Genomic DNA, 26,512 nt, shown 5'->3' with positions numbered 1-26,512 from the left:
GATTCGCGGGCCTCCCGACGTCCTCTCGACATCCACTCCTAGGGTGATACTCATGGCCTCGACGTCGACACCTGCGACCACTCTGCTGAAGCGGGAGAAGGTCGAGCATCTGGTCCATGAATATTCGCACGACCCGAAGTCCGGCTCGTACGGCGCGGAAGCGGTGGACGTCCTCGGGGAGCGACTGGGGGTCGTTCCCGCGCAGATCTTCAAGACACTGGTGATCTCGTTGTCCGACTCGTCGCTCGCGGTCGCGGTCATCCCCGTCCCCGACATGTTGTCGCTCAAGGCCGCGGCGGGGGCACTGGGCGGCGGCAAGGCCGTCCTGGCCGAACGCACGGCGGCCGAACGCGCTACCGGGTACGTACTGGGTGGAATCTCACCGCTCGGTCAACGCAAGCGCTTGCGCACCGTTGTCGATGCCTCCGCGGCGCAGTGGGAGCGCGTGCTGTGCAGTGCAGGCAGACGGGGTCTCGAGATCGAACTCGCGCCCGCCGATTTGATCCGTCTCACCGACGCTGTGGTGGCACCCGTCACTTCGGGGCGCTGACGACCGGTCGATACCCGGGCCGTTCAGAGCAAGGCCAGCTGGTCACCGCTGCCGTCGTACGGTTCCACCAGTTCGGGCCCCTTGTTCCGAACACGGTTCACCTTGTCGGATACGCGCCGAATCTCGATTCCGGCGACCACCTCCGTGCTGGGCACGATCAGGTCAGGATGCCCGAGGCTGTCGGGGTCGAGCCACGCATCCCACCGTTCGGGAGGCATGATCAGAGGCATCCGTCGATGCACATTGCTCAGCTGCTCGATCGAATCCGCGGTGAGGATCGCAGTACTGAGCAATGGTGGTGCGTCGGGGGTGCGCGGATCACGCCACACCGCCCACACCCCTGCCATGTAGAGGCGTGAACCGTCTCCCTGCGACATGAAGTACGGAATCTTGCGGGTCTTGCCGCCGGACGCCGGTTCGAGCTGCCATTCGTACCAGCCGTCCATCGGTACCAGGCAGCGCTTGTAGCGGAGCGACTGTGAGAACGACGGTTTGCTCGCGACAGACTCGGAACGGGCGTTGATCAACGGCGCACTCGTGCCGACCTCCTTCGCGAAGGACGGCACCAGGCCCCAGCGCATCCGGCGGATTCTGCGTCGAGCGGCGCTCTCCGGATCGTCACGATCGTGTCGTGCCACCACGGTGAGCACACCGGTCGTGGGTGCCACGTTGTACTCGGGCAGGATCTCTGCGTCACCCGTCTCGTCGATCGCGTCGAGCTCGGTTGCCAACGTCGCCGGATCCGCCGTGATCGCATACCTGCCGCACATGCCACGAGTGTGTCAGCCGAACCCTGTACCTCGCCATTTCGCCGCACCGGACCATCCGCAGTCGAGGTCCGCCCGGTCGATGGGCGAAGATGGTCGGGTGAGCCTGTGGAGAGCACCTCGAGCCGTGAACCCGATCGACGCGTCTGTTGCCCTGCCCGGATCGAAGTCGATCACGAACCGCGCCCTGATCCTGGCTGCACTGGCCGACGGGACGTCGACGATCACCGGGGCATTGCGCAGCCGCGACACCGACCTGATGATCGAGGCCGTGCGCGCGGTCGGTGCCACCATCACCGAACGCGACGGGGGCACGACACTCGAGGTCACACCCGGCACGTTGCACGGCGGTTCGGTCGAGTGCGGCCTGGCAGGCACGGTCATGCGGTTCGTACCGCCGTTGGCTGCGCTGGCCGACGGCGACGTGCACTTCGACGGCGACGAACAGGCACGGGTCCGTCCGATGGGCACTGTCCTCGACGCGTTACGTGGCCTCGGCGTCGACATCGACGGCGACGGACTTCCGTTCACCGTACGAGGCGAGGGCAGAGTACGCGGCGGCAGTGTCACCATCGATGCATCCGGGTCCTCACAGTTCGTCTCGGGTCTGCTGCTGTCGGCCGCTTCCTTCGACACCGGTGTCGTCGTGCATCACGACGGCAAGCCGGTGCCGTCGATGCCGCATATCGAGATGACCGTCGAAATGCTTCGGGCGGCAGGGGTTTCCGTCGACACGTCCGAGGCGAATACGTGGCGGGTCGCGCCGGGCACGATCAAGGCCCACGACGTGACGGTCGAACCCGATCTGTCGAACGCCACACCGTTCCTCGCCGCCGCGGCAGTCACCGGCGGCACCGTCTCGGTGCCGCTGTGGCCTACGAGCACCACCCAGGCCGGGGATGCGATCCGCGGCATTCTCGAGCAGATGGGCGCCGACGTGTCATTGGCCGACGGTGCCCTCACCGTGTGCGGACCGCAGCAACTCGTCGGCATCGACGTGGACCTGCACGACGTCGGAGAGTTGACTCCCACCGTCGCTGCGCTCGCCGCGTTCGCGACCACCCCGTCGCACCTGCGCGGGATCGCTCACCTGCGTGGCCACGAAACCGACCGGCTCGCCGCTCTCACCGCCGAGATCAACGGTCTCGGCGGATCTGTCAGCGAGACCGATGACGGCCTGCGAATCGAGCCGACGCCGCTCCGCGGTGGTGTGTGGCGGTCGTACGCGGATCACCGGATGGCCACAGCCGGCGCGATCATAGGTCTCGTGATCGACGACGTCGACGTCGAGGACATCGGCACGACAGCGAAGACGCTGCCCGGCTTCGAGGCGCTGTGGGGATCGATGTTGACGGGAGTGCGCTCCTGAAACGGCGGCAGTACGACGAGTCCGATGTCCGGGTCCGCCCGGGCAGAGGTTCACGTCCGCGTACCAAGGATCGACCGGCCCACCGCGATGCGATGGACGGAATGGTCGTCTCCGTCGACCGCGGTCGATGGGGTGTGGTCCTCGGCGGCGACCCCGAACGCGCTGTCACCACGATGCGCGCCCGCGAACTGGGCCGGACTCCGATCGTTGTCGGCGATCAAGTGGGCGTGGTCGGTGATCTGTCGGGCCGTCCCGATACGCTGGCCCGGATCGTGCGCGTCGACGACCGCACCACGGTGCTACGTCGCACCGCGGACGACACCGACCCGTACGAACGGGTAGTGGTTGCCAACGCCTCACATCTGCTGATCGTCGTCGCGCTTGCCGATCCTCCCCCGCGCACCGGTCTCGTGGAGCGCGCACTGGTGGCCGCGTTCACCGGCGGGTTGACGCCGGTGCTGTGCTTGACGAAGAGCGACCTGGCCGATCCCGACGAGTTCGCCGCACACTTCGCAGACCTCGCCGTTCCGGTGATGCTCGTCGGGCAGGACAACGACCTCACTGAGCTGACCGCACTCCTGCACGGCCGTGTCACGGCGCTGATCGGCCATTCCGGGGTGGGTAAGTCGACCCTGGTGAATCGGCTGGTCCCCGACGCCGCACGCGCCACCGGTGTCGTCTCCGGGGTCGGCAAGGGACGTCATACATCCACGCAGTCCGTTGCACTGCCGCTCCCCGACGGCGGATGGGTCGTCGACACACCGGGTATCCGGTCGTTCGGACTCGCACACATCGAACCCGACGACGTCGTCGGCGCATTCTCCGATCTTGCGGTCGCCGTCGAGCAGTGCCCCCGCGGGTGCACCCATCTCGGACCGCCGGCAGATCCCGAATGTGCCCTCGACAAACTCGAAGGCCAGTCGTTCCGCCGCGCGATGGCCGTGCGGGAACTGCTGGCCGCGCTCGCCACCAACGACTCCTGGTGAGCTGAGCTACGCACCAGAGCCCGGCTTCGTCGAAACGAAGCCGGGCTCTGGTGTTTCCGTGCGATGTGCTCTGGTCAGCGCATCCCGAGCACACGGCGGACGAGACCACGTTTGCGGGTCTTCTCGATGGCGGTCGCCAGCCCCAGCCTGCGGCCGGTGACCGGATCCACCTCGGCAGACCCGCCGAAACCACGTTCGGAGGCCGTCTCGGGCGCGGCGTCGCGGGTGTCTTTGAGGTACTTGTCGGGCAGCGACAGCTTGGCAATGGTCCGCCATGACTTCCAGTACTGCACCGCGAGCGGACCTGTCGTGTACGGCAGGTCGTATTTGTCGCAGAGTTGCCGCACCCGCACGGCGATCTCGGCGTACCGGTTCGACGGTAGGTCCGGGTAGATGTGATGCTCGATCTGGTAGCTCAGGTTTCCGGTCATGAAATCCATGACCTTGCCACCCGAGATGTTCGCCGACCCGAGCATCTGCCGCAGGTACCACTCGGCGTGGGTCTCGTTCTCGATGTCCTGCTTGGTGAACTTCTCGGCTCCGTCAGGGAAGTGCCCGCAGAAGATCACGGCGTTGGTCCACACGTTGCGGACGAAGTTCGCGGTGGCATTGGCCTTGATCGTGGACTTCCATGCCTTGCCGGTCAGCGCCGGATACACCACGTAGTCGCGGAGGTTCTGCTTGCCGATCTTGGCGAGCACTTCCTTGCCACGTGCTTTCGTCAGTTCACGATCGTCACGACCCTGGATGACCTTGCCGAGTTCGAGGAGCTGAATCGCGATGCCGTATTGGAACAGTGAGGCGAGGATCGCGTTGTATGCGACGTTGCCGAGGTAGAACGGCTTCCATCGCTGATCGCGGGTGACGCGGAGCAATCCGTATCCGACATCGTCGTCCATGCCCAGGATGTTGGTGTACTTGTGGTGGTGGTGATTGTGGGTTGTCTTCCAGTGCGCCGACGGGTCGACGTTGTCCCACTCCCAGCTCGCCGAGTGCACCTCCGGATCGTTCATCCAATCCCACTGCCCGTGCATCACATTGTGCCCGAGCTCCATGTTCTCGATGATCTTCGACAGGGACAGCATGGTCGTCCCGAGAATCCAGAGCGGACGCTTCCGCGACCCGAGCAGCACCACGCGCCCCCCGATCTCGAGACCACGTTGCAGCCGGATGGTGTTGCGGATGTAGCGGGCATCGCGCTCACCGCGCGAGTCCTCCACATCGCGCCTGATCGCGTCGAGTTCGCGACCGATAGCCTCGACGTCGGCCTCGGTGAGGTGCGCATACTCCTTGACATCCGAAATCGCCATGCACTTACCCTACCGTAGGTTACGACTCCGTAGGTTAACGGATTTCTGCTCTGTGACCGGAATCACTCGCCGCCGTGTGCGTGCGTCTTCCCGTGTCGCACAGCAGCCTTCATGCGTCGTTCCGCCACGGCGCCCTCCGCGTGCGCCCGCAACGCGGTGAGCAGACCTCGTCGCCGGCCCGTGATCGGATCTGTGGCGATGGCAGGCAATCCCACATTCGCTCGTGCGTGCCGGAACTTGCGCTCGGACGATGTCTCCGGCGCATCGTCGGATGTCGCCTTCAAGAACCGGTCGGGAAGAGCAAGTTTGTGAATCGTCCGCAGAGCGAGCCAGTACTGACGCCCCAGCGATCCCGTGGTGTAGGGGAGATCGTACTTGCCACACAACGCACGAACCCGGGCCGCGATCTCGGGAAGCCGATTACTCGGCAGATCCGGGAACAGATGGTGCTCGATCTGGTAACTCAGATTGCCCGTCATGAAGCCCATGATCTTGCCGCCCGAGATGTTCGCGCTACCGAGCAACTGGCGCAGATACCACTGCCCGCGCGTCTCTCGCTCGAACTCGCCGGGAGTGAACTTCTCCGCGCCGTCGGGGAAATGCCCGCAGAAGATCACCGCGTACGCCCAGAGATTGCGCACGAGATTCGCAGTGAGATTCGCCTTCAGTGTCGATCGCCATGCAGGACCGGTGACTGCGGGGAACAACACGCCGTCCTTGAGGACCTGCTTGCCCGCCTTGACGGCGAACTCCTTGTTCGGACCTGAATTCCATTGCATACGAGGAACACCCGAAATCTCCTTGGCTGCCGACAGATCGTGCAGCGCGATGCCCCACTCGAAGGTCGCAGCAAGGATCACGTTCGCCACCGGCTGCAGGAGGTTGATCGGACGCCACTTGTCGTCGCGGGTCATCCGGAGGATCCCGAATCCGACGTCGTCGTCCATCCCCACGATGTTCGTGTACGTGTGGTGCGCGTAGTTGTGGGCACGCTTCCAATGTTCGGACGGACCCGTCTGATCCCATTCCCAGGATGTCGAATGGATCTCGGGGTCGTTCATCCAATCCCACTGCCCGTGCATCACATTGTGCCCGAGCTCCATGTTCTCGATGATCTTCGACAGGGACAGCGATGCGGTGCCCAACAACCACCACGCCCGCTCTCGGGACCGGAACAGCGCCAGGCGACCGACGACCTCGAGTGTCCGCTGCAGCCGGATGGTGTTGTGGATGTACCGCGCATCGCGCACACCGCGCGACCGCTCGATATCTGTTCGAATCGCGTCGAACTCACGTCCGAGCGCCTCGACATCGGCATCGGTCAGATGCGCGAATTCGCGAATATCGCTGATAGCCAAACGGGGCCCTTCCCCCTGTGTTGAACGACCTGTTGAACGACGCGGTCAGGCGTCGAGCGTGCAATCGCCCGCGGCCGCAGAGATGCAGGTCTGGACACGTTCGCCCTCTGCATGCTCCTTGCCCGACCGAAGGTCGACGATGTGCCCCTTTGCCAACGGCACAACACAAGTCTGACAGATTCCCATGCGACAGCCGAACGGCATGAGAGCACCGACACTCTCCCCTGCCTCGAGCAGGGTTGTTGCGCCGTCGACGGCGACCGTCTTGCCCGACTTGGCGAAGGTCACCGTACCGCCGGATCCCGACGTGTCGGCCCGGGATACTGCGAAACGCTCGAGGTGGAGTCTCTCGTCGAGACCCGCGCGCTTCCAGAACGCAGCGATATCGTCGAGCATCGCCTGAGGACCGCAGGCCCAGACCGTACGGTCGCGCCAATCCGGGCACACCTCGTCGAGGCTCGACAGAGCGAACTTGCCCTGCTCGCGCGTGAACTGCAGGTGCGAACGGAATTGCTCGTGGCTTTCGTCGAACCCCTCCAGTTCCGAGCGGAACATCACGCTGTCGGCCGTGGGCGCCGAGTGGACATGAACGACGTCCGAGATCGCAGCACCTCGTTCGGTCGCGCGACGATCGAGCGTCCGGAGCATCGACATGATCGGCGTGATACCACTACCCGCCGTGAGGAAGAGAATCTTCTCGGGGGGCGGATCCGGAAGGACGAAGTCTCCTTGCGGGGCCGCCAGCCGAACAACGGTACCGGCCGGAACACCGCTGACCAGGTGACTGGAGAGAAAACCTTCCGGCATCGCCTTCACAGCGATCGAGATGAGCTTGTCGTCGCGAACGGGCGTGGAGGTCAGTGAATACGACCGCCAGTGCCAGCGCCCCTCGATATGCAGTCCGATACCTACGTACTGGCCCGGCTCGTACTCGAAGTCGAAACCCCACCCCGGGCGGATGACGATCGTGGCGGAGTCGGGCGTCTCGGAACGCACTTCCACGATTCGGCCGCGGAGCTCACGTGCCGACCAGAGCGGATTGACCAGATGAAGGTAGTCGTCGGGCAGCAATGGCGTCGTCACACGTGCGACGGCACCGCGCAGCACATTCGACAAGGACCGCTCCGAGGACACGACATGCGCCGCCGGCTTCTCGATCCATTCCTTCAAACCCATCCGACACCTTCTCCTCGCCGACTCCTACGCCACCGTAGGTTAACAGAAGCTACGGTAGCGTAGGTTACGAGATCGCAGAGCAGCTCCAGATCTCAGAGCAGCTCCAGGAGGAAAGGCACCTCCTGAGCGGCGTACCACGCGAGTTCGTGATCCTCGGCGTCGCCGAGCACGAACTCCGCTTCCTCGTCACCGAGATCCGCCGCGTCGATCACCGCCACGGCCCGTGCAACATCGCTCTCGGCCGCGCCCAGATCGACATGGACCGACGCGAGAGCCGACATCGGAACCGGCGCGTCGAGCCTGATCACCGCATCGTCGAGATCGGGGCGGGGCGTCGCGCCTTCGACGTCTGCCGCGATCACGACGCGCCGAGGTCCGAACGTCCCCTCGTCGTCCTCTGCTGCGAGCAGGCGCAACGAGGCTCTGGCTGCCTCTCTCATCGCAACCTCGGCCAGCTCGTCGTCGTCCCCCGCCGTGTACGCCTCACGCAACGCAGCAGTGACAGCGAAGGCCGTCCCGCTGACGGCCTCGAGCCGGCCGTCGGCCACGAGCCGCTGCAACATCGCGAGCGTCGCCGGCACATAGACGCGCGTCACTTCTCACCTACTGGCATCCAACAACTCCTCGAGCGACTCGTGCAGCAATGATGCGAGGACATCCACGTCGGGCATGGCATCGCGGTCCGCATTCAAACCGTAATAGATGTTGCCGTCGTACGACGTGAGGGCAACGCTGAGCGCTTGCGTCTTGAGCAACGGCGACACCGGGTACATCGCGAGGACGCGGGCTCCCGCGAGATACAACGGGTGCTGGGGTCCTGGCGCGTTGGTGATCATGAGGTTGAACATTCGTTGCGAAAACCCCGTCGCCACCCGCGCACCCACGGCGTGCATCGTGGCGGGCGCAAAGCCCGACAGCCTGATCATCGTCTGCGCGGCGATCCGGCGACGCTGCCGCGAATACGCCTCCCCGGCGTGCGAGATGTGGGACAGACGTACCACCGCGTTCGGTTCGCCAACCGGTAGATCCACCAGGAACGACGACACCTCGCCCTGCGGATGGACCTGAATGGTGTCACTTGCGGCGGCCGACTCCTCCGGTTTCTGTACGTACACCGACATCGGCACCATCGCGCGGACTGTCGTCGCTTCGGTGAGCGGTTCTCCGCGCGACAACAGCCAGTAACGTAACGCGCCCGCGATGACGGCAAGGACCACGTCGTTGATCGTGCATCCGTAGCGGGCGTGGATCTTTCGATAGGGTTCGAGACCGGACTGCACGACCGTGAACCGCCTGCTGCGCGAGATGGACGCGTTCAGCGGCGATTCCGGCGCGGACTGCGCAGCAGTCCGCGCCAGCCTGCCCACCACATCGACAGTTTCGGTAACCGTCGACGCGACATCACCCAACGCGGCGCGCACCGCTGCCACGCCCTCCCCCGGCCGCGCCACCACACCCGCAAACGCACCCACAAGCAGCGCGAGGTCGGACGGCTCCCGCTCAGGCATCCAGAGTTCTTCGGCGACCTCGCGCGGCTCGGGCGTGCGATCGAAGAGCACCTGCCCGATCTCGAGGGAGTCCTCACCATCGACGAGTGACGAGTGGGATTTGGTGAACAACGCTGCCCGGCCATCGGCAAGGCCTTCGACGAGATACATCTCCCACAGCGGGCGCGTGCGATCGAGCGGACGGGAGATCAGACGCGCGATCAGATCGAACAGCTGTTCGTCCGATCCGGGGCGCGGCAGCGCCGAGCGTCGCACGTGGTAGGTGATGTCGAAGTCCCGATCATCCACCCAGACCGGACGTGCCATACCGAAGGCCACTTCGCGGACTTTCTGCCGGTATCTCGCGACCTCCGGGAGACGCGTTTCCACGAGGCGGACGACGTTCTCGTAGTCGAGCCCGCCCTCCTGCGGTTCGAGGATCGCCAACGATCCGATGTGCATCGGGGTGTTGCTCGTCTCCAGGTAGTAGAACGATGCGTCCTGCGCCGTCATTCGGCTGGTCATTGCGAAGCGCCCCCCTCGATCCCGTCGGCATCTTCCGATGCCACACCGATATTGAAGAGTACGGCCAACTCCTCCCTCGCCGCGCGCGGAACGTGGTGGTGGACACCGACCATCCCCACCGCGGCGGCCCCGCGCACGTTCACGACGAGATCGTCGACGAACACACATTGCGACGGTTCCAGTGCCAACCGTTGTGCCACGAGAAGATAACTGGCTGCATCGGGTTTCGCCACGCCGACGTCGCCCGACAGGACGACCTCGTCGACCATCCGGTCTGTCCGCAGGCGACGCAGCGCACGGGCACCGGGCCCCGCTCCGCCTGGATCGTTACTCAGGATCGCCGTGCGCACACCGCGACTGCGCAACTCGGCCACAATCGTCCACAGCGCCCGAGGCTCTGTACCCGGTCCGGCGAGGACCCCTCCGAAATCCAAGATCAACCCGCGCAGCACTCTTCTCCTCGGCTTCCGATCGCGACACCCGGGCCTACCGCGCGACAATATGTCACGATATCCCCGGTTCCGCCCTCTCCCGGAGCCTGCCACCGACCGGCGTCCGCCGGCCGGTACCAGCCGACGCCCGGGAGTCTCGCGTATGTCACCTCTACAGTCCGGTCGCTTCATCCGGCCCGTTCCACATTTCGAGCCTCCGGTTCATGAGCCCTGCGCCGCGCACCGGTCGCATGCGTTCCCCCGGACCACCCCGCACTCCGGGCGGTCCGGGCGAACCCGCACAGCAGCGGAGCGGCGGCGACCGCACCGGTCCGCGCAGACGGTGCCGAACAGGAACGTCGATGCGAGCGCGCACCGGTTCGCAGACTTCGCCGTGCGGCTCGTTCTGGAAGTCGTGGACGGCCGCCGACCGGACGCCCAGCTCGCGACGGTCCTCACGCCGGCGCTGGTCCAGACCTTCGGTGCCGCGCGTCGTGTGCGAGGCGACGCGGACTCGGCAGTCGTGCTTCGGGCACGTCTGCAGACGGTCGATGCCCGCACGGCAGAACTGTTCGGGTCCTACGCGCGCGGGCATCGGGTGTTCGCGATGGCCGGACGGGTCGTACGTGCACCGGCACGCGGACACACCCGTCACGGATGGGTGATCACGACCCTGTGGCTCGGCTGAAGTGGATCAGCCTTGCCGGTTCGTCTTGGTCTTGGCGTCCTTGCGTGCAGCGGCACGGCGTTCTCGACGCGTCCCGCCCTGTTGGGGGTTTGAGCCTTCGCTCGGGCCGGTACTGCGGGCGACATGGGCACGGCCGTCCTCGGCCGGACCGGTGTAGGTCAATCGACGCTCGGTCTCGTCGAGTCCTTTCGCCCGCAGGGCGACCGGAGCAGGCTGCGGCCTCGGTGGCACGGGCTGCTGCTCCTGGGGCTGTGCGGGCTTGGTCAACGAGGGCGCGTTGCGGGCAGCCGCGGCCGCGGACGCGGGGGTGACGGCAACTCCGCCGCCCGGCGCCTGCGGCTGGGATGCATTCGCCTCGACCTGCAGGTTGAACAGGAAACCGACCGACTCCTCCTTGAGGCCTTCGAGCATGCCGGTGAACATGTCGAAGCCTTCCCGCTGATACTCGACGAGCGGGTCGCGCTGGGCCATCGCCCGCAGACCGATGCCCTCTTTCAGGTAGTCCATCTCATAGAGGTGCTCACGCCACTTGCGGTCCAGCACGGAGAGCAAGACACGGCGCTCGAGTTCCCGCATCGCGCCCTCACCTGCGATGCTCTCGATCTCGGTCTCGCGGCGCGCGTATGCGTCGCGTCCGTCTTGCAGCAGGATCTCGCGCAGCTCATTGCGATCGAGATCCTCGTTCTCCGCGACGAGCTTCTTGTAGTCCACAGCAACCGGGTAGAGCGTCTTGAGAGCAGTCCACAGCTGCTCGAGGTCCCAGTCCTCGACGTACCCTTCGGCAGCCGCACCGTCCACGTACGCGGTGACGACATCCGTGAGCATGTGCTCGACCTGGCCTTCGAGATCCTCACCACGCAGGATCCGGCGACGCTCCTCGTAGATGACGGTGCGCTGCTGGTTCATCACCTCGTCGTACTTGAGAACATTTTTGCGGATCTCGTAGTTCTGCTGCTCGACCTGAGTCTGCGCGCTCTTGATCGCCTTCGAGACCATCTTCGCCTCGATCGGGACGTCGTCGGGCAGATTGAGACGTGTCATGATCGATTCGAGGGCCGCGCCGTTGAACCGTCGCATCAATTCATCGCCGAGCGACAGATAGAACCGGGACTCACCCGGGTCGCCCTGACGGCCGGAACGACCGCGCAGCTGATTGTCGATACGCCGTGACTCGTGCCGCTCGGTACCGAGGACGTACAACCCGCCCGCCTCGCGCACCCGCTCGGCGTCGGCCTTGACCTCGGCCTTGATCTGTTCGAGGGCAGGGTCCCACGCGGCCTCGTACTCCTCCGGTGTATTGACCGGGTCGAGACCGCGCTTACGCAATGCGATGTCGGCAAGGATATCGGGGTTGCCACCGAGTACGACGTCGGTGCCACGGCCGGCCATGTTGGTCGCCACAGTGACCGCGCCGGACCGGCCCGCCTCGGCGATGATCTGAGCCTCCTGCTCATGGAACTTCGCGTTGAGGACGCTGTGGCGCACGCCCTTCTTGGTGAACTGCTTCGACAGGTACTCCGAACGTTCGACGCTGGTGGTACCGATCAGAACGGGCTGGCCCTTCTGGTGCCGCTCGACGACGTCGTCCACCACGGCGGCGAACTTCGCCTCCTCGGACTTGTAGATCAGATCGCCCTGATCCACGCGGATCATCGGGCGGTTCGTCGGGATCGGGATGACGCCGAGGTCGTAGATCTGGTGGAGTTCGGCGGCTTCGGTCTCGGCCGTACCGGTCATGCCCGAGAGCTTGTCGTAGAGCCGGAAGTAATTCTGCAGCGTGATGGTGGCGAGGGTCTGGTTCTCCGCCTTGATCTCGACCTTCTCCTTGGCCTCGATCGCCTGGTGCATGCCCTCGTTGTACCGGCGGCCCGAGAGCACACGCCCGGTGAACTCGTCGACGATGACGACCTCGCCGTCGCGGACGATGTAGTCCTTGTCCCTGGTGTAGAGCTCTTTCGCCTTGATCGCGTTGTTGAGGTAACTGACCAGCGGTGAGTTCGCCGCCTCGTAGAGGTTGTCGATGCCGAGCTGGTCTTCGACGAACTCGACGCCGGCCTCGTGCACACCGATCGTGCGCTTCTTGATGTCCACCTCATAGTGGACATCGGCCTTGAGCATCGGCACGATGCGCGCGAACTCCGCGTACCACTTGCTCGACGCATCGGCCGGTCCCGAAATGATCAGCGGCGTGCGCGCCTCATCGATGAGGATCGAGTCGACCTCGTCGACGACGGCGAAGTTGTGCCCGCGTTGCACGAGATCGTCGAGGGAATGCGTCATGTTGTCGCGCAGATAGTCGAAGCCGAACTCGTTGTTCGTGCCGTATGTGATGTCGGCCGCATATGCGGCGCGGCGCTGGGCCGGAGTGAGTCCGGAGAGGATCACGTCCGTTTCGAGGCCGAGGAACCGATGAACACGCCCCATCCACTCGGAGTCGCGCTTGGCGAGGTAGTCGTTGACGGTGACCACGTGGACGCCGTCGCCGGACAGAGCATTGAGGTAGGCCGGAAGAACACAGGTGAGAGTCTTGCCTTCACCGGTCTTCATCTCGGCGATATTGCCGAAGTGCAGGGCCGCGCCACCCATGATCTGCACGGTGTAGTGCTTCTGACCGATGACGCGCCACGATGCTTCCCGAGCCGTTGCGAACGCCTCGGGCAGCAGGTCGTCCAGGGTTTCCCCGTCCCTGAGCCTGCCGCGGAATTCTGCGGTCTTGGCCTGCAGCTCCTCATCGGTCAGGCTTTCGAAGTCCGGGGCGATGGATTCGACGTGCTCTGCGATGTGCTTGAGCCGCTTGACCATGCGACCTTCACCGAATCGGAGCAGCTTCGTCAGCGACAGCACTGGTGTGTTCGTCCTCAATCTCGGGTACCTGCACGGACAAGAAATCCGGCCGAGGCCTTTCGGACCCCGGCCGGATTCCATGGTAGGCGTTCTCTCGAGCGGACGGCGATGGCGACTACCTCATCGCCGTCTCACACAGACGTCATCCGAGTCTGAGCAACCCGTAGTCGAACGCATGGCGGCGGTACACCACCGACGGTTTGTCGGTCTCCTTGTCGTGGAAAAGGTAGAAGTCGTGGCCTACGAGTTCCATCTCGTACAGTGCGTCGTCGACCGTCATCGGATCTGCCCTGTGCTCCTTGGTCCGGACGATCCGGCCGGGACCCTCCGGCTCCTGTTCGTATCCGTTGAGGCTGACATCCGGCGAGATTCCGAGCGAGTCGTCTTGCGCGAGCTCGGCTGTTGCCTCTGCAACCGAAACCGGGGTCTTGTCGCCGTAGGAGACCTTACGGCGGTCCTTCGTGCGACGCAGACGAGACTCGAGCTTGGCCGTCACCGACTCGAAGGCGGCATAGAAGCTGTCGGCCGCAGCCTCCGCGCGAACGACGGGCCCTTTACCTCTAGCGGTGATCTCGACCCGCTGACAACTCTTCATCTGGCGACGATTGCGTTCGTGCTGTAGTTCGACGTCGAACAGGAAAATCGTCGGGTCGAACCGTTCGAGCCGAGCTAGCTTCTCCGACACGTAGATCCGGAAATGATCCGGCACCTCGACATTGCGGCCTTTCACCACGACGTCGGCGTTCACGGTCTGCGGAGCGGACTCGCCGGTCTCGGCGACCGCGACGGTGGAATTCGAAGGGTTCGTCACTCGTACCTCCCGAGTACGGCCGGCGCAGCACGCGCACCGGCAGGATCGATGAGCGCTTGGGCGCTCTGCCCGAAACAGGGAAGATCGAGTATTTCTACCCGTCTACCTTGTTGTTTCCGGGTCTGCCGCCGACGGTAGTACGTAACCGGAAGGTCCGCCACTGTTCCGATCGAATTCACTTTTTCGGCAGTTCGCCGCCTATCACACAGACCCGTTCAGGCATGTGAGATCGCCAGGATTCCGGACGTCCGAAACCCCTCTTTTCGGAGCACTCGGACAGCCTCGGCCGCGGTTGCGCCGGTGGTGACGATGTCGTCGATCACGAGCACGGGAAGTCCTCGTGGTATCGAACCCGCCCGAATCGAAATGCGTCCGGCAAGATTGGCCTGCCGCTGACGCGCCGACAAACCGACGGAGTCGCGCACCCCGGCATCGGTGACCAATACGGGATGCACGTGGAGCGACCGATCGTGAGAAGCCGCGCACCGGGCCATCCGGGTGACCGGGTCTCCGCCGCGCGCTCTCGCTGCCCTGGCTCGGCTCGGTGCAGGCACCACGAGCAGCGGTCCGCTGGGGATCTCACCCCAGCGTCGCAATCGGGCGATCGCGACCGCCACCGCCAATCCCAGTGGTGTCGCGAGGTCGCGGCGACCACGCTCCTTCGCCGCGACGACAGCATTGCGCCGAGCACCGGAGTACGCCCCGAGCGCCCACACCGGCACCCCCGGATCGACCCGCGCACGCACCCGGGCAGGCGAGTCGTTCAAAGTGTCAGCGCACCTCCGGCACCACGGAGTGCCCGCCGTCTCACAACCGCCACAGCGGACGGGCAGCACCAGGTCGAGGAGCGCTGAGAGCACCTGCACAGTGTGCCGGGCCGGTACGACAGATCAGCCGGGCAACACCGGCTCCGCGGTCAACCCGGCCAGGCCGGGTACTTCCCGCCAGTACCGGTCGCCTGCAGGATCGCTGTTGTTCAGTTGGAAGACCGCTCTCGTGTCGGCCACGTACTCGGTGGTCGTCGATGCCTCGACCGCGACGACCGGTGGTGTCAGGTTCCGGCTCGGAAGCGCGTCCATCCGCGATCCGTCGATCGCGATCTGAACGACGGGAATGTCGGAGGCCGACCGGGAGACCACGACTGTGTCGGAAGTGCTCCAGTCCAGCGACAAGGCGGGCCCGCCCAGATCGAACGCTATCTCGCGTGGACTCGTCAGCGAGAACTCACCGTTCGGGGTCTGCACCACGATCGCGATATACACGCGTCCGTCGATGATCATCGCGGCGCGCACGCCGTCGCGCGACAGACGCAATTCGCTGATGCGGCCGCCGAGTGCGCGGATCGCTCCGGCCTCGACCCCCACGACCGTGACGCGTCCGCTGCCCGGTTCTCGGACCGCCCTCACCACGGCAGTGCCATTGACGACCGCCCACACGGAATTGCCGTCGGGTGCCCACGACGGCCGGGTGATGGACGCTCCTTCGACAGCCGGTTCCGGCGATCCGTCGTTGTACGCACCGACCACGAGCTCCGCGGCAGGCTCGGGTGCCGGCCGGCCGGTGTCCGCTACGGCCGCAAGAAGGGCTCCGTCGCGCGACATCCCCACCGAACGAAGATTGTCGACCGAACCGAAGAAGCCCTGGACCGGTGTGACGCCGGTTTCCGCGACACTGACCAGACTGCCGCCGAGAAGCGCATGCAACCCGATCGGTGTCCCCGAAGTCGCCAGTGGATTCATCGTCGCCACATCGGCTGTGGTCCACCCGTTGGGGTAGCGCTCGTCCAGCGGTTGTCCGTCCGAGAGGAGGACGTACGGCCCCGCTATCTCGGCGTTGGCCAGCGTCCATATCACCTGGGCTGCGAGGAGTTCCCTTGCCGGTTCCGCCAGCGACGCTAGTCCGCCGAAGTCCACCCGGATCCCGCCGAGGCCCACGCCGACCTGACTGGTCCGGCCGTCCGCCTTGGTGATCGGACCGAGGATCGTCGTGTCGGCCAGCTCGTTGTGCACGGCGGGCGCAAGCGAAGGTTTGGGTCCTTCGATGAGAAGCCCGATCAGCTGCGTCGCCGCTTGCTCGGGTGTTCCGGATATCCACCGCGGATCGGGAACGACGGTGCTGCCGCTTGGAGTGACGAAGTACAACGATCGACGTTGGTAACTGTTGAGGAATCGAGCCTTGTCCATGATCACGCCCGGCGGCGTCTCGTCGATCCGCCATTCGCCGTTGTCCCGGACCAGCGAGAACTTCGCTTCGAGATCACCGTTGTCGGCGCGGTAGAGGCCGCCCTCCTCGAGATGCCCGACGATGTTCGCGCGCACGACGTACGTGGCGGTGTTGCCGTCACGCTCCTCGGCCAGAACATCGACCTTGTCAACGATCGTGGCACTGGCTGCGTCGTCCCACCGCGCCGACATCTCCGAGGTGAGGAACTGGCGAGCCGCGACGTGGCGGTTGGCGGGGTTGGTACTGGCCTGGAGGAAGTCTCTCAAAAGCAGGTCGGGCTCGCGTCCCGGTTCCGGCGCGGGCACCTCCGTCGTCGCCGGTCCGCGGTCGATCGTTCCGATGGCCTGGGGCGATGAGGAATCGGGAAGGCTCGCACAACCGGGCACCACCAACGCGAGCGCCGACAACAGGGCGATCACGCAACCGAGCACACGTGAGCGGCGGTGGCTCATGTTGCGGCTCCTTCGGATGGTGCAGGCTCATTCGTTCCGGTGCTGTCGCTGGGCCCGGTGTTCTCGCTCGTTCCGGCCTTTTCCGGACCGGCCGTATTCTCGACGACTCCCGCGTTCTCGCCCGCCGGCAGTTCCGGCGGGGGCTTGCCTTGGACCGCACGAACCGCAGTGGGGACGAGCGGGAGTGGGCTACGGCCCGCCTTGCGCCCCCGCACAAGTGGCAACGTCAACCGGAAGCTCGCGCCTCGCCCCGGCTCACCCCACGCTTCCAGTTTGCCGTTGTGCAGATTCGCGTCCTCCACACTGATCGCCAGTCCCAGGCCGGTGCCACCAGAGCGTCGTACCCGCGACGGATCGGAGCGCCAGAACCGGTTGAAGACGAGCTTCTCCTCCCCCGGACGCAGGCCGACACCCTGGTCGCGCACGACGAACGCGGCCGCATTGTCGTCGGCGCGTAGGCGCAGCAAGATCGGTTTGCCCTCGCCGTGGTCGATGGCGTTGGCGAGGAGATTGCGCAGGATCCGCTCGACGCGACGCGGATCGACGTCCGCGTTGACTGCATCGTCCGGCAGATCCACGATCAATTCGGTGGCCGTCTCGCGCGCGAGATGACGGACCGTCCCGATCGCCGCCCGCGCACACATGCGCAGGTCCAGCTGTTCGGACGCGAGTTCTGCCACTCCGGCGTCGTGGCGGCTGATCTCGAGGAGGTCGTTCAGCAGCGACTCGAACCGATCGAGTTCGGCGACCAGCAGTTCTGATGCACGTTTGAGGGAGGGATCCAGCTCGTCGCTGCCGTCGTGGATGAGATCGGCAGCCATCCGGACAGTGGTCAACGGAGTGCGGAGCTCGTGGCTGACGTCGGATGTGAACCGCTTCTGCAGGTTGCCGTATTCCTCGAGCTGGGTGATCTGCCGCGACAGGCTCTCCGCCATCTCGTTGAACGACATCGCCAGGCGAGCGATGTCGTCCTCACCGCGCACCGGCATGCGTTCCTTGAGCCGGCCGTCCGCGAAGCGCACCGCGATACGCGAGGCCGAGCGAATCGGCAGAACCACCTGTCGGGCGACGATCATGGATATCGCTGCCAGCAACACCAGAAGCACACCGGCACCGACGAGAAGGGTTCCGCGGACCAACGCGAGGGTGCGTTCCTCGCCGGCCAACGGAAATACCAGATAGAGCTCGAGTGTCGAGATGTCGGACTCGGTCGGGCTACCCATGATCAGTGCCGGACCGGAATATCCGTCCGGGTCGTCAACCGGCGCGAATTGGTAGGCGATCTGATCGTTCTGCACGAACGCGCGCAGATTCTGCGGGATCTGGTCGGCCGGCCCGCTCGACGTCGGCGCACGTGGCCCGTCACCGGGGACGATGAGCACCGGATCGAACGTCCCGGCGACCCCGGTGTCCTGCCCTGCATCACTTCCCCGGTTGGTCAGGCTCGCGGCAGCACCGTCGAGCCGGACCGTGAGCGAACCGGAATCGTCGGCTCCCGCGAGCTGGGCTTCCACCAGCGCGCGAGAGCGTTCCATCTCCTCGGTAGCCGCATCGATCTTGACTTCGAGGAGACGGTCGGTGATCTGGCTCGTGAGGACGACCCCCAACACGAGCATCACGATCAGTGAGAGGGAAAGGGTCGATGCAACGACCCTCAGCTGAAGTGATCGACGCCAGGTATGTGCGAGCCCACTGCTCAGCGTGCGTGACCACCTCAGCAGCGGCAGAGTTCTCCGTGTGATCCTCCGCCGCAGACGGTAAGCACGGATCACGGCGGTCCGGCCTTGTAGCCGACCCCCCCGGACAGTCAGTACGACCTCGGGATTCTCGGGATCCTTCTCCACCTTCGCGCGCAGACGCTGCACGTGAACGTTCACCAGTCGGGTATCAGCGGCGTGACGGTATCCCCACACCTGCTCGAGCAACACCTCGCGTGTGAACACCTGCCGCGGCTTCCGGGCGAGTGCGACGAGCAGATCGAATTCGAGCGGCGTGAGGGAGATCTGCTCCTCACCGCGACTCACCTTGTGTGCGGGGACGTCGATCGCGATCTCGCCGATGGACAACATCTCGGCGGGCTCCTGCTCGGTGCGGCGCAACCGCGCCCGCACCCGCGCGACGAGTTCCTTCGGCTTGAACGGCTTGACGATGTAATCATCGGCGCCGGACTCGAGACCGAGGACGACGTCCACGGTGTCCGACTTCGCAGTGAGCATGACGATGGGCACGCCCGAATCCGACCGGAGCACCCTGCACACGTCGATCCCGTTCATGCCTGGGAGCATCAGATCGAGCAGGACGAGATCGGGGCGGATCTCGCGCACCGCCCCGAGAGCCTGAGTCCCGTCGCCCACCACGAAGGGTTCGAACCCTTCACCACGCAGGACGATCGTGAGCATCTCTGCGAGCGCAGAATCGTCGTCGACAACCAGAATCCTCGGCTTCATGACCTCTATCGTGTCACTCCTCGACCGTTGTGAAGCAGATTTGAGATCCGAACGGCGAGTTGTCGCGGGTCGGAATCAGGTCCGGCCACAATCCACTCCGACGCCCACCGGTCCGCCGCAAGCCCGTCGTATACCGCACCGGTGCGCGCCTGCAGGTCGGTGTCGCGTTCGTAGGCATCGCGCTCGCGCGTGGAATCGGCGGCCTCGCGCGTGCGTGCGCGCTCGGCGGCGAGATCGACGGGGACCCGCAGCAGCACTTGCAAATCCGGTCTCGGAAGGCCGAACCTGCCGAACTCGAGATCGCCCACCCACTCGACGGACGGCCCCGATGCCGACTCGTGGTGCCGGGCAGCGGTATACGCGGCGTTCGATGCCACATACCGATCGAGCAACACAATATCGTTGTCGGCGAGAAGCTTTCGGAGCTCGCCTCCCGCGTCGCGGCGATCCAGCGCCCACAGCAGTGCCATCGCCTCGATGCTCGAGGCGGTGTCGCCGTGCCCGCCTCGCAGGGCCTCGGCCCCGAGGTCGGCGTGCACGGATTTCCCGTATCTGGGAAAGGCGAGCGTCGCCACCGACGCACCGTGCGCACGCCAGGTCTCGACGAGGCCGGCGGACAGCGTCCGCTTACCCGCCCCGTCGAGACCTTCGACGACGATCAGAACACCCATGCGGTTCGAGTTTCTCGTAGCTCCGGACCGTAGCCGTATCAGTAGCGGTAGTGCTCGGGCTTGTACGGGCCCTCGACATCGACGCCGATGTACTCGGCCTGCTCCTTGGTGAGCCTGGTGAGCGTGCCACCGAGCGCCTCGACGTGGATCCGCGCTACCTTCTCGTCGAGATGCTTGGGCAGGCGGTAGACCTCGTTGTCGTACTCGTCCGGCTTCGTCCACAGTTCGATCTGCGCGATCACCTGGTTCGCGAACGAGTTGGACATGACGAACGACGGGTGACCCGTGGCGTTGCCGAGGTTCAGCAGACGTCCCTCGGACAGCACGATGATCGTGTGGCCGTCCGCGAAACGGAACTCGTCGACCTGCGGCTTGATGTTGACCCGCGTGACATCGGCGGCACGTTCGAGCCCTGCCATGTCGATCTCGTTGTCGAAGTGACCGATGTTGCCCAGGATCGCCTGGTGCTTCATCGCCTTCATGTGCTCGAAGGTGATGATGTCCTTGTTGCCTGTCGAGGTGATCACGATGTCGGCCCGGCCGATGAAATCCTCGACGGTGACAACGTCGAAGCCGTCCATCATCGCCTGCAGCGCGTTGATGGGGTCGACCTCGGTGACGGACACACGTGCACCCTGGCCACGCAACGCTTCGGCGCAGCCCTTGCCGACGTCGCCGTAGCCACAGACCAGTGCGGCCTTGCCGCCGATCAGGACGTCGGTGCCGCGGTTGATACCGTCGAGCAGGGAGTGGCGGGTCCCGTACTTGTTGTCGAACTTGCTCTTGGTGACCGAATCGTTGACGTTGATCGCCGGGAACGCCAGCTCACCGGCAGCCGACAGCTGGTAGAGCCGCAGCACACCCGTCGTCGTCTCTTCGGTGACGCCCTGCACGGACTCGGCGACGGTGGACCACTTCTTCGAGTCCGCGGCGAGCGACTCGCGCAGCAACTGCAGGAACACCTGGTACTCGGTGGAGTCCTGCTCCTCGTCCGTCGGCGGCACGACACCGGCCTTCTCGAACTGGGCACCCTTGAGGACGAGCATCGTGGCGTCGCCACCGTCGTCGAGAATCATGTTGGCCGGGTCGCCGGGCCACGTGAGCATCTGCTCGGCCGCCCACCAGTACTCTTCGAGCGTCTCACCCTTCCACGCGAACACCGGCACACCCTTGGGCTCGTCGGTGGTGCCGTGCGGGCCCACCACCACGGCTGCCGCAGCATGGTCCTGCGTGGAGAAGATGTTGCACGATGCCCACCGGACGTCGGCACCGAGAGCGACGAGTGTCTCGATCAGGACCGCGGTCTGCACCGTCATGTGCAGCGAACCGGAGATACGCGCGCCCTTCAGCGGCAGGACCTCGGCGTATTCACGGCGCAGCGCCATCAATCCCGGCATCTCGTGCTCGGCCAGGCGGATCTCTTTGCGGCCGAACTCGGCAAGCGAGAGATCGGCGACCTTGAAATCGAGCCCGTTGATCTGGTCTGCGACAAGCGTGGTGTCAGACACTGTGCGGATGCCTCTTCCTATCGGCAAATCGGTGGATGCCCACCAGGCTAACAACAGCGGACGGGACGTCAGGTACTCGATAGCACCTTCCCGTGTCCCAACGAACCGCAGAACACCCCGACACACCGGAGGAGAGGATTGCATGGCCACATCGGAGGCCGGTCACGTCCCGTCGTTCCGGTCCGGCCACAGCATCGACGAGCCGTCCCGACCGCAGTGCTCAGTCCGTCACGGCAACCTTCTCGACGAAGGGCACAAGGATGTCGGCGAGCTCGGCCGCGACATCCGACCCCGACGTCGGGGGCATCGAAATGAAACTCAGCGCCACGCGCACGACGACGCGGGCCAGCATCACGGCGTCCTCGGCGGGTGCCGCGATCCAGCTGTTCGCGAAAGTGTCGGCGAGTCTGCCTGCGCCCCGCTCGAGAATCGGCGCGGCGTCGGTCGTGATCAAGCGCAGCAGGTCGGGTTTGGCCTCGCCGTCGAGCAATGACCGCACGAGCGGGTCTGCCGCAGAAGCGACGAAGTACGACGCGAAGCCGTCGACGAGGGCTGCGCGCACGTCACCGACGTGTGCATACACCGAATCCCCCACCGCATCAGCGAATTCGTCCACGAGGCGCAGCGCGTAACCCTGGGCGAGCCCGTTCCGGGACGAGAATTCCTTGTAGAGCGTCTGCCGGCTGATCCCGGCTGCGCGGGCAATCTCGCTCATGGTGACCGAAGACCAGTCCCGTTCGAGAAGCAGCCCGCGCATGGCGTCGAGGATCGTCGTGCGCAGGAGGACCCGGCTTGCCTCGTGGAAGTGACGAGGGGACTGTCCGCGCACCGGTGCCATGACCGTGACAATTTCACGACCGTGCGGGTGCGTCAAAGCGCACAGCTCATCGCCGGACGATCTCGATCATCTCGAAATCGGCCTTCGCCGCGCCGCAGTCCGGGCACGACCAATCGTCAGGGATGTCGCCCCACCGGGTGCCCGGATCGATACCCTCCTCGGGCCAGCCCTGCGCTTCGTCGTATTCGAATCCGCAGACGAGGCAGCGGAACAGTCGGTACTCGTCGGTCATGATTCCTCCCCGAAGTCTGGCGTGCGGCCCTGATCCGCATTCGATGTAGCGCGGTGACGGGCGAGGATCTTTTCCCGGCGCCTGGGGTGCACATTGATCCGGGAGATATCGCCGGAGTAGTGCTCGAGAACTCTGTGGTCCATCACCTTGCGCCACAGCGGCGGGAAATAGGCGAGCGTGAGCATCGTCGCGTAGCCCGCAGGCAGCTGAGGGGAGACCTCCATGCTGCGCAGCGTCTGGTAACGCCGTGTCGGATTCGCGTGGTGATCGCTGTGTCGCTGCAGGTGATAGAGGAAGACATTCGTCACGAGGTGGTCGCTGTTCCAGCTGTGCGCAGGGGTACACCGCTCGTACCGGCCGCTTGGCGTCCGCTGACGCAACAATCCGTAGTGTTCGAGGTAGTTCACGACTTCCAGCAGGCTGAAACCGAATACGGCCTGAATCGCGAGATACGGTGCGATCCCGATCCCGAACGCTGCGATGAGCGCGGCGAACAGGACCACCGAGATCAGCCATGCACTCAGCACCTCGTTGCGCAGCGACCACACGGGGCGACCGAGACGCTCCAGCCGGTCACGTTCGAGCCGCCAGGACGAACGCAGGCTCCCGACCACACTGCGCGGCAGGAACTCCCAGAAGCTCTCTCCGAACCGAGCCGAGGCCGGGTCTTCAGGTGTCGACACCCGGACGTGGTGGCCGCGGTTGTGCTCGACGTAGAAGTGACCGTAGAAGGACTGCGCGAGCGCGATCCGCGACAGCCGTCGTTCCAGGCGGACGGTCTTGTGCCCGAGCTCGTGCGCGGTGTTGATGCCGATGCCGGCGACTACACCCACCGAGATCGCGAGTCCGATCTTCGAGACGACGCCGAGGCCACCGTCGATACCGAGCCACGACAGGTCCTCGGACGACCACAGGTAGCACGCCCAGACCAGCGTCGCGAACTGGAACGGCAGGTAGAGGTAGGTGCAGTACCGGTAGAACCGGTCGTTCTCGAGCGCCTCGACGATTTCGTCGGGCGGGTTCTCACCATCGGGACCGACGACAAGATCGAGGGCGGGGACGAGCACGAACACGAGGATCGGCCCGATCCACCAGAGAACCGGTGTGACCGAGTCGAGCCCCAGCCGGTTACCGCCCCAGACCAACGCAGTGGCCATGAAGACCGCTGTCGGCGGGACGAGACCGAGCAGCCAGAGGTATCGCTTGCGGTCTCGCCATTGCGATGCGGAGGGGTTCGGGACCCCTTCTGTGCGCGTGGCCATGCCCATTCCCCTTCAGCCGGAGATCAATGACCTATATCACTCACTTGTTGACATTACCCGCGTTGACGTACGTAGTCTAGACAAATTGAGGAGTTTGTAACCCGTCATAGGCACGAATGAGGGCGCTCCCGCAGGAGCGCCCTCATTCGACAGATCCGATTCGTCCGAGCCGGTGCTCTCGCGAGATCACCTATCCGCGCGGTCCCACCCGAGACGGGCACGGAACACCTGCACATCGACATCGCCGGCAATGACATCCAGCTTCGGATCGGACGCGGGAAGCCACACCGAGCGGCCCTGCCCCAATTCGATGCTCTCTCCGCCGCACTCGACCGTCGTCGACCCTGACGTGCACAGCAGGATCTGCGGTCCGCACGGCGCCAGCGACACCGTCTCACCCGCCTCGAGTTCGAGGCGTGACAGAGCGAACTCCGGCGCCGGCGTGCGATACCGCCATTCATGCGTGCCCACCGGGTCGGCCTCGAGGACAGGGACCTCCGGTGAACCGAAATCGAGCACTCTCAACAGTTCCGGTACATCCACATGCTTGGGAGTCAAGCCACCGCGCAGGACATTGTCCGAGTTCGCCATGATCTCGATTCCCATCCCGTGCAGATAAGCGTGCAAGTTCCCTGCATCGAGATACAGTCCCTGCCCCGGTTCCAGAGTGATCCGGTTCAGCAACAACGATGCGAGGACACCCGCATCACCGGGATAGATCTCGGCGAGCTGCAACGCGGTCCGCACCTCTGCGACGAACTCGCGGGGATCATCACCTCCGGTCGCGAGATATGTCACGCATCCATCCAGGACGCGCGGAACGAGCGCTGACAGCGCCTGCGCGGGCAACGTGATCCAGGTGGTGAACAAAGCACGGAGGCCGTCGGAGTCCGGCTGTCCCGCAAGCAGGCCCACATAGGGATCGAGTTCGGGCACGCGCAGCGCCTCGAGCAACTCGACGGTGCGAGCCGCATCGCGGAACCCCGCGAGCGCCTCGAAACGCGTCAACGCCACAACCAGTTCGGGCTTGTGGTTCGGGTCGCGGTAATTGCGCACCGACGAATCGAGTGGCACACCGAGCGCTTCCTCGCGCGCATAGCCCTCGGCGGCCTGCACAGCACTGGGATGCGCCTGCAAGGACAACGGTTCCTCTGCTGCGAGCAGTTTCAACAAGAACGGCAACCTCGGCCCGAACCGTTCGACGCTGTCGTCACCGAGCTGCGCGGGAGGGTCGTCATCGAGCAGTTCGAGCAATGACACCGGCGCCTGACCGTTGTCGACCACCCGGGCCGGATCCGCCGGGTGCGCGCCGAACCACAGTTCCGCCTCGGGATGATCGGACGGCACGGTCCTGCCGCACAACGTGGCAATGGCAGTGCGCGAACCCCACGCGTAGGAGCGCACCGCACCTTCGAGACGGTGCACTACCGACCACCGGCCAGTCGCAGGTAGGCCACAGCCAATTCCAGTCTCGCGGTCAGTACGGCCACCTGCTCGAGCGCAGATGGGACCTCACGGGCTTCGAACTCCCCCACAACAGACACCAATTCCATATCCGGTAGTGCCGCGGCTCGGCGTCGCGCGGCCGGTCGGTCCTCGTCCGTGCTGAGCACGAACACCCGTACCGGTGCGGCCGGTGCGGGCCCGTCCAGTTCTTCATCGTGGAAGAACGGGTCGTACGCGTCGGGACCGGCGGACGAGTCGAGCAGACGATTTCGTGCCACGAGCGCGTCCGGTAGCGCCGCCGGGGTGGCGATCACACCGGCAACCATCAACAACGAATCCGTGGCGTGTCGCGCCAGTACCGCGGTGGTCTGCGAATCACCCGCAATCACCACGCGGCGCGACAACATCCGCGTCGCCAGCGACTTCGCCGGGTTCTCGAAGACCTCGTTCGACGGGTGGTCACGCGCAGACTCTGCGTCGACCGAATCGGCGATCCTCCCGAGATCGGGGAGTGCGCTGCCGAGACGGGAGGCTTCCAGCGAGTCCAGCACCGCGCAGAACACAGCGAGGTGCCGCGTGAATGCATAGGCGGTCGGCACATGTACGCGCGGCGCGAGCACCAGCGCGCGACCCGCAGCCACCGATCGGACGGGCCCTTCGTCGGGGGCGTCCACCACGACCTCCGCACTTCGCCTGAGCGCACCGTCGATGGACGCGGCGAGCGCTGGATCACCCGCGTCGTCCCCTGCGACGACGACGATATCGAGTGGACCCACCCACGGTGGTGTGGCAGGAGCGGCAACGAGTGGCACTGCACAGCGATCCGAGAAGAGCGCGACCACAAGTTCTGCAGCGCGACCGGCGCGGACGTCCCCACCGACGAGGACGACGCTGCGTGGATGGACACCATGAAGACGGTCGCGCACGCCCTCCTCGGCAGCAGCCACGCTCGCGCGAATCTGCGCACCCCCGAGTGCGGCGCTACGCAGGATTCCATCGACATCGGCCTCGATGAGTGCACTCGCGTCATCGAAGTCGAACAGCGGCGAGGGAGCCGTCACGACCGTGCCCCCTTTCTCTCCTCACAGAATCGAGTCGGCCACGATACGGCATGCGCACCGGGTACCTCGA

The 26,512-nt window shown here is 65.2% G+C and carries 23 protein-coding genes; 4 read left to right on the top strand and 19 right to left on the bottom strand.

The window, feature by feature from the left end:
* Positions 1 to 52 precede the first annotated feature (52 nt).
* Positions 53 to 550 carry a Cys-tRNA(Pro) deacylase gene (gene ybaK, locus HCA61_RS01135; RefSeq protein ID WP_169685876.1) on the top strand — a complete coding sequence of 166 codons (498 nt, stop codon included), beginning with the start codon at positions 53 to 55 and terminating at the stop codon, positions 548 to 550.
* A gap of 23 nt (positions 551 to 573) precedes the next feature.
* On the opposite strand, the gene HCA61_RS01130 is transcribed toward ybaK, so the two are convergent.
* Complete coding sequence (locus tag HCA61_RS01130; RefSeq protein ID WP_169685874.1) at positions 574 to 1,320, bottom strand: SOS response-associated peptidase; 747 nt, start codon at positions 1,318 to 1,320, stop codon at positions 574 to 576.
* 79 nt (positions 1,321 to 1,399) lie between these two features.
* Here HCA61_RS01130 and aroA point away from each other — a divergent pair, with 79 nt between their 5' ends.
* The gene (aroA, locus tag HCA61_RS01125; RefSeq protein WP_169685872.1) at positions 1,400 to 2,686 is read left to right on the top strand and encodes a 3-phosphoshikimate 1-carboxyvinyltransferase; all 1,287 of its coding nucleotides are present in this window, start codon (positions 1,400 to 1,402) and stop codon (positions 2,684 to 2,686) included.
* Positions 2,653 to 3,672, top strand: a complete 1,020-nt coding sequence (rsgA, locus tag HCA61_RS01120; RefSeq protein ID WP_169685870.1) for a ribosome small subunit-dependent GTPase A — start codon at positions 2,653 to 2,655, stop codon at positions 3,670 to 3,672. Before aroA ends, rsgA begins: the two co-directional genes overlap by 34 nt.
* Before the next feature lie 74 nt (positions 3,673 to 3,746).
* Here the strand turns inward: rsgA and HCA61_RS01115 are convergent, their stop codons facing one another.
* The 6 genes from HCA61_RS01115 to HCA61_RS01090 form a co-directional block, all read right to left on the bottom strand.
* A complete protein-coding gene (locus tag HCA61_RS01115) occupies positions 3,747 to 4,982 on the bottom strand; it encodes a fatty acid desaturase (RefSeq protein ID WP_169685867.1) in 1,236 nt (411 codons plus the stop codon).
* A gap of 62 nt (positions 4,983 to 5,044) precedes the next feature.
* Positions 5,045 to 6,340: a fatty acid desaturase gene (locus HCA61_RS01110; RefSeq protein WP_169685865.1), complete on the bottom strand. Its 1,296-nt coding sequence runs from the start codon at positions 6,338 to 6,340 to the stop codon at positions 5,045 to 5,047.
* A gap of 45 nt (positions 6,341 to 6,385) precedes the next feature.
* Complete coding sequence (locus HCA61_RS01105) at positions 6,386 to 7,516, bottom strand: ferredoxin reductase (protein WP_169685863.1); 1,131 nt, start codon at positions 7,514 to 7,516, stop codon at positions 6,386 to 6,388.
* 92 nt (positions 7,517 to 7,608) lie between these two features.
* On the bottom strand, positions 7,609 to 8,112 hold the full coding sequence (locus HCA61_RS01100; protein ID WP_169685861.1) for a hypothetical protein: 504 nt from the start codon (positions 8,110 to 8,112) through the stop codon (positions 7,609 to 7,611).
* 3 nt (positions 8,113 to 8,115) lie between these two features.
* A complete protein-coding gene (locus tag HCA61_RS01095) occupies positions 8,116 to 9,528 on the bottom strand; it encodes a wax ester/triacylglycerol synthase family O-acyltransferase (RefSeq protein WP_169685860.1) in 1,413 nt (470 codons plus the stop codon).
* Positions 9,525 to 9,977, bottom strand: coding sequence for an HAD-IA family hydrolase (locus HCA61_RS01090; protein WP_169686805.1), 453 nt, complete (start codon positions 9,975 to 9,977; stop codon positions 9,525 to 9,527). Before HCA61_RS01090 ends, HCA61_RS01095 begins: the two co-directional genes overlap by 4 nt.
* A gap of 325 nt (positions 9,978 to 10,302) precedes the next feature.
* On the opposite strand from HCA61_RS01090, the gene HCA61_RS01085 reads away from it, so the two are divergent.
* The gene (locus tag HCA61_RS01085; RefSeq protein WP_247273548.1) at positions 10,303 to 10,647 is read left to right on the top strand and encodes an Rv3235 family protein; all 345 of its coding nucleotides are present in this window, start codon (positions 10,303 to 10,305) and stop codon (positions 10,645 to 10,647) included.
* A gap of 6 nt (positions 10,648 to 10,653) precedes the next feature.
* Here HCA61_RS01085 and secA read toward each other — a convergent pair whose 3' ends face one another.
* The 12 genes from secA to HCA61_RS01020 form a co-directional block, all read right to left on the bottom strand.
* Positions 10,654 to 13,491, bottom strand: coding sequence for a preprotein translocase subunit SecA (gene secA, locus HCA61_RS01080; RefSeq protein ID WP_308198783.1), 2,838 nt, complete (start codon positions 13,489 to 13,491; stop codon positions 10,654 to 10,656).
* Positions 13,492 to 13,633: 142 nt separating this feature from the next.
* On the bottom strand, positions 13,634 to 14,239 hold the full coding sequence (gene raiA, locus HCA61_RS01075; protein WP_346777478.1) for a ribosome-associated translation inhibitor RaiA: 606 nt from the start codon (positions 14,237 to 14,239) through the stop codon (positions 13,634 to 13,636).
* 278 nt (positions 14,240 to 14,517) lie between these two features.
* Complete coding sequence (locus HCA61_RS01070) at positions 14,518 to 15,162, bottom strand: ComF family protein (protein ID WP_169685852.1); 645 nt, start codon at positions 15,160 to 15,162, stop codon at positions 14,518 to 14,520.
* A gap of 30 nt (positions 15,163 to 15,192) precedes the next feature.
* Entirely contained in the window at positions 15,193 to 16,977 is a 1,785-nt protein-coding gene (lpqB, locus tag HCA61_RS01065) for an MtrAB system accessory lipoprotein LpqB (RefSeq protein ID WP_169685850.1), read from the bottom strand.
* On the bottom strand, positions 16,974 to 19,424 hold the full coding sequence (gene mtrB, locus HCA61_RS26115) for an MtrAB system histidine kinase MtrB (protein WP_240958879.1): 2,451 nt from the start codon (positions 19,422 to 19,424) through the stop codon (positions 16,974 to 16,976). Before mtrB ends, lpqB begins: the two co-directional genes overlap by 4 nt.
* Positions 19,425 to 19,429: 5 nt before the next feature.
* Positions 19,430 to 20,095 (bottom strand): dTMP kinase, encoded by a 666-nt coding sequence (locus HCA61_RS01050; RefSeq protein WP_169685848.1) that lies wholly within the window; start codon positions 20,093 to 20,095, stop codon positions 19,430 to 19,432.
* A gap of 38 nt (positions 20,096 to 20,133) precedes the next feature.
* A complete protein-coding gene (gene ahcY, locus HCA61_RS01045; RefSeq protein WP_169685846.1) occupies positions 20,134 to 21,603 on the bottom strand; it encodes an adenosylhomocysteinase in 1,470 nt (489 codons plus the stop codon).
* A gap of 220 nt (positions 21,604 to 21,823) precedes the next feature.
* Positions 21,824 to 22,441 (bottom strand): TetR family transcriptional regulator, encoded by a 618-nt coding sequence (locus HCA61_RS01040; RefSeq protein ID WP_169685844.1) that lies wholly within the window; start codon positions 22,439 to 22,441, stop codon positions 21,824 to 21,826.
* Between the two features lie 46 nt (positions 22,442 to 22,487).
* A complete protein-coding gene (locus HCA61_RS01035; RefSeq protein WP_169685842.1) occupies positions 22,488 to 22,673 on the bottom strand; it encodes a rubredoxin in 186 nt (61 codons plus the stop codon).
* Entirely contained in the window at positions 22,670 to 23,935 is a 1,266-nt protein-coding gene (locus HCA61_RS01030; protein ID WP_169685840.1) for an alkane 1-monooxygenase, read from the bottom strand. The genes HCA61_RS01035 and HCA61_RS01030 overlap by 4 nt, the downstream gene beginning before the upstream one ends.
* A gap of 186 nt (positions 23,936 to 24,121) precedes the next feature.
* Positions 24,122 to 25,360, bottom strand: coding sequence for a mannose-6-phosphate isomerase, class I (gene manA / locus HCA61_RS01025; RefSeq protein ID WP_169685838.1), 1,239 nt, complete (start codon positions 25,358 to 25,360; stop codon positions 24,122 to 24,124).
* Positions 25,360 to 26,442, bottom strand: coding sequence for an SIS domain-containing protein (locus HCA61_RS01020; protein ID WP_169685836.1), 1,083 nt, complete (start codon positions 26,440 to 26,442; stop codon positions 25,360 to 25,362). The genes manA and HCA61_RS01020 overlap by 1 nt, the downstream gene beginning before the upstream one ends.
* Positions 26,443 to 26,512: the final 70 nt, after the last annotated feature.

This window comes from Rhodococcus sp. HNM0563, assembly GCF_012726195.1.
Classification (GTDB): domain Bacteria; phylum Actinomycetota; class Actinomycetes; order Mycobacteriales; family Mycobacteriaceae; genus Rhodococcus.
This window is presented reverse-complemented; position numbering and strand designations above follow the sequence as displayed.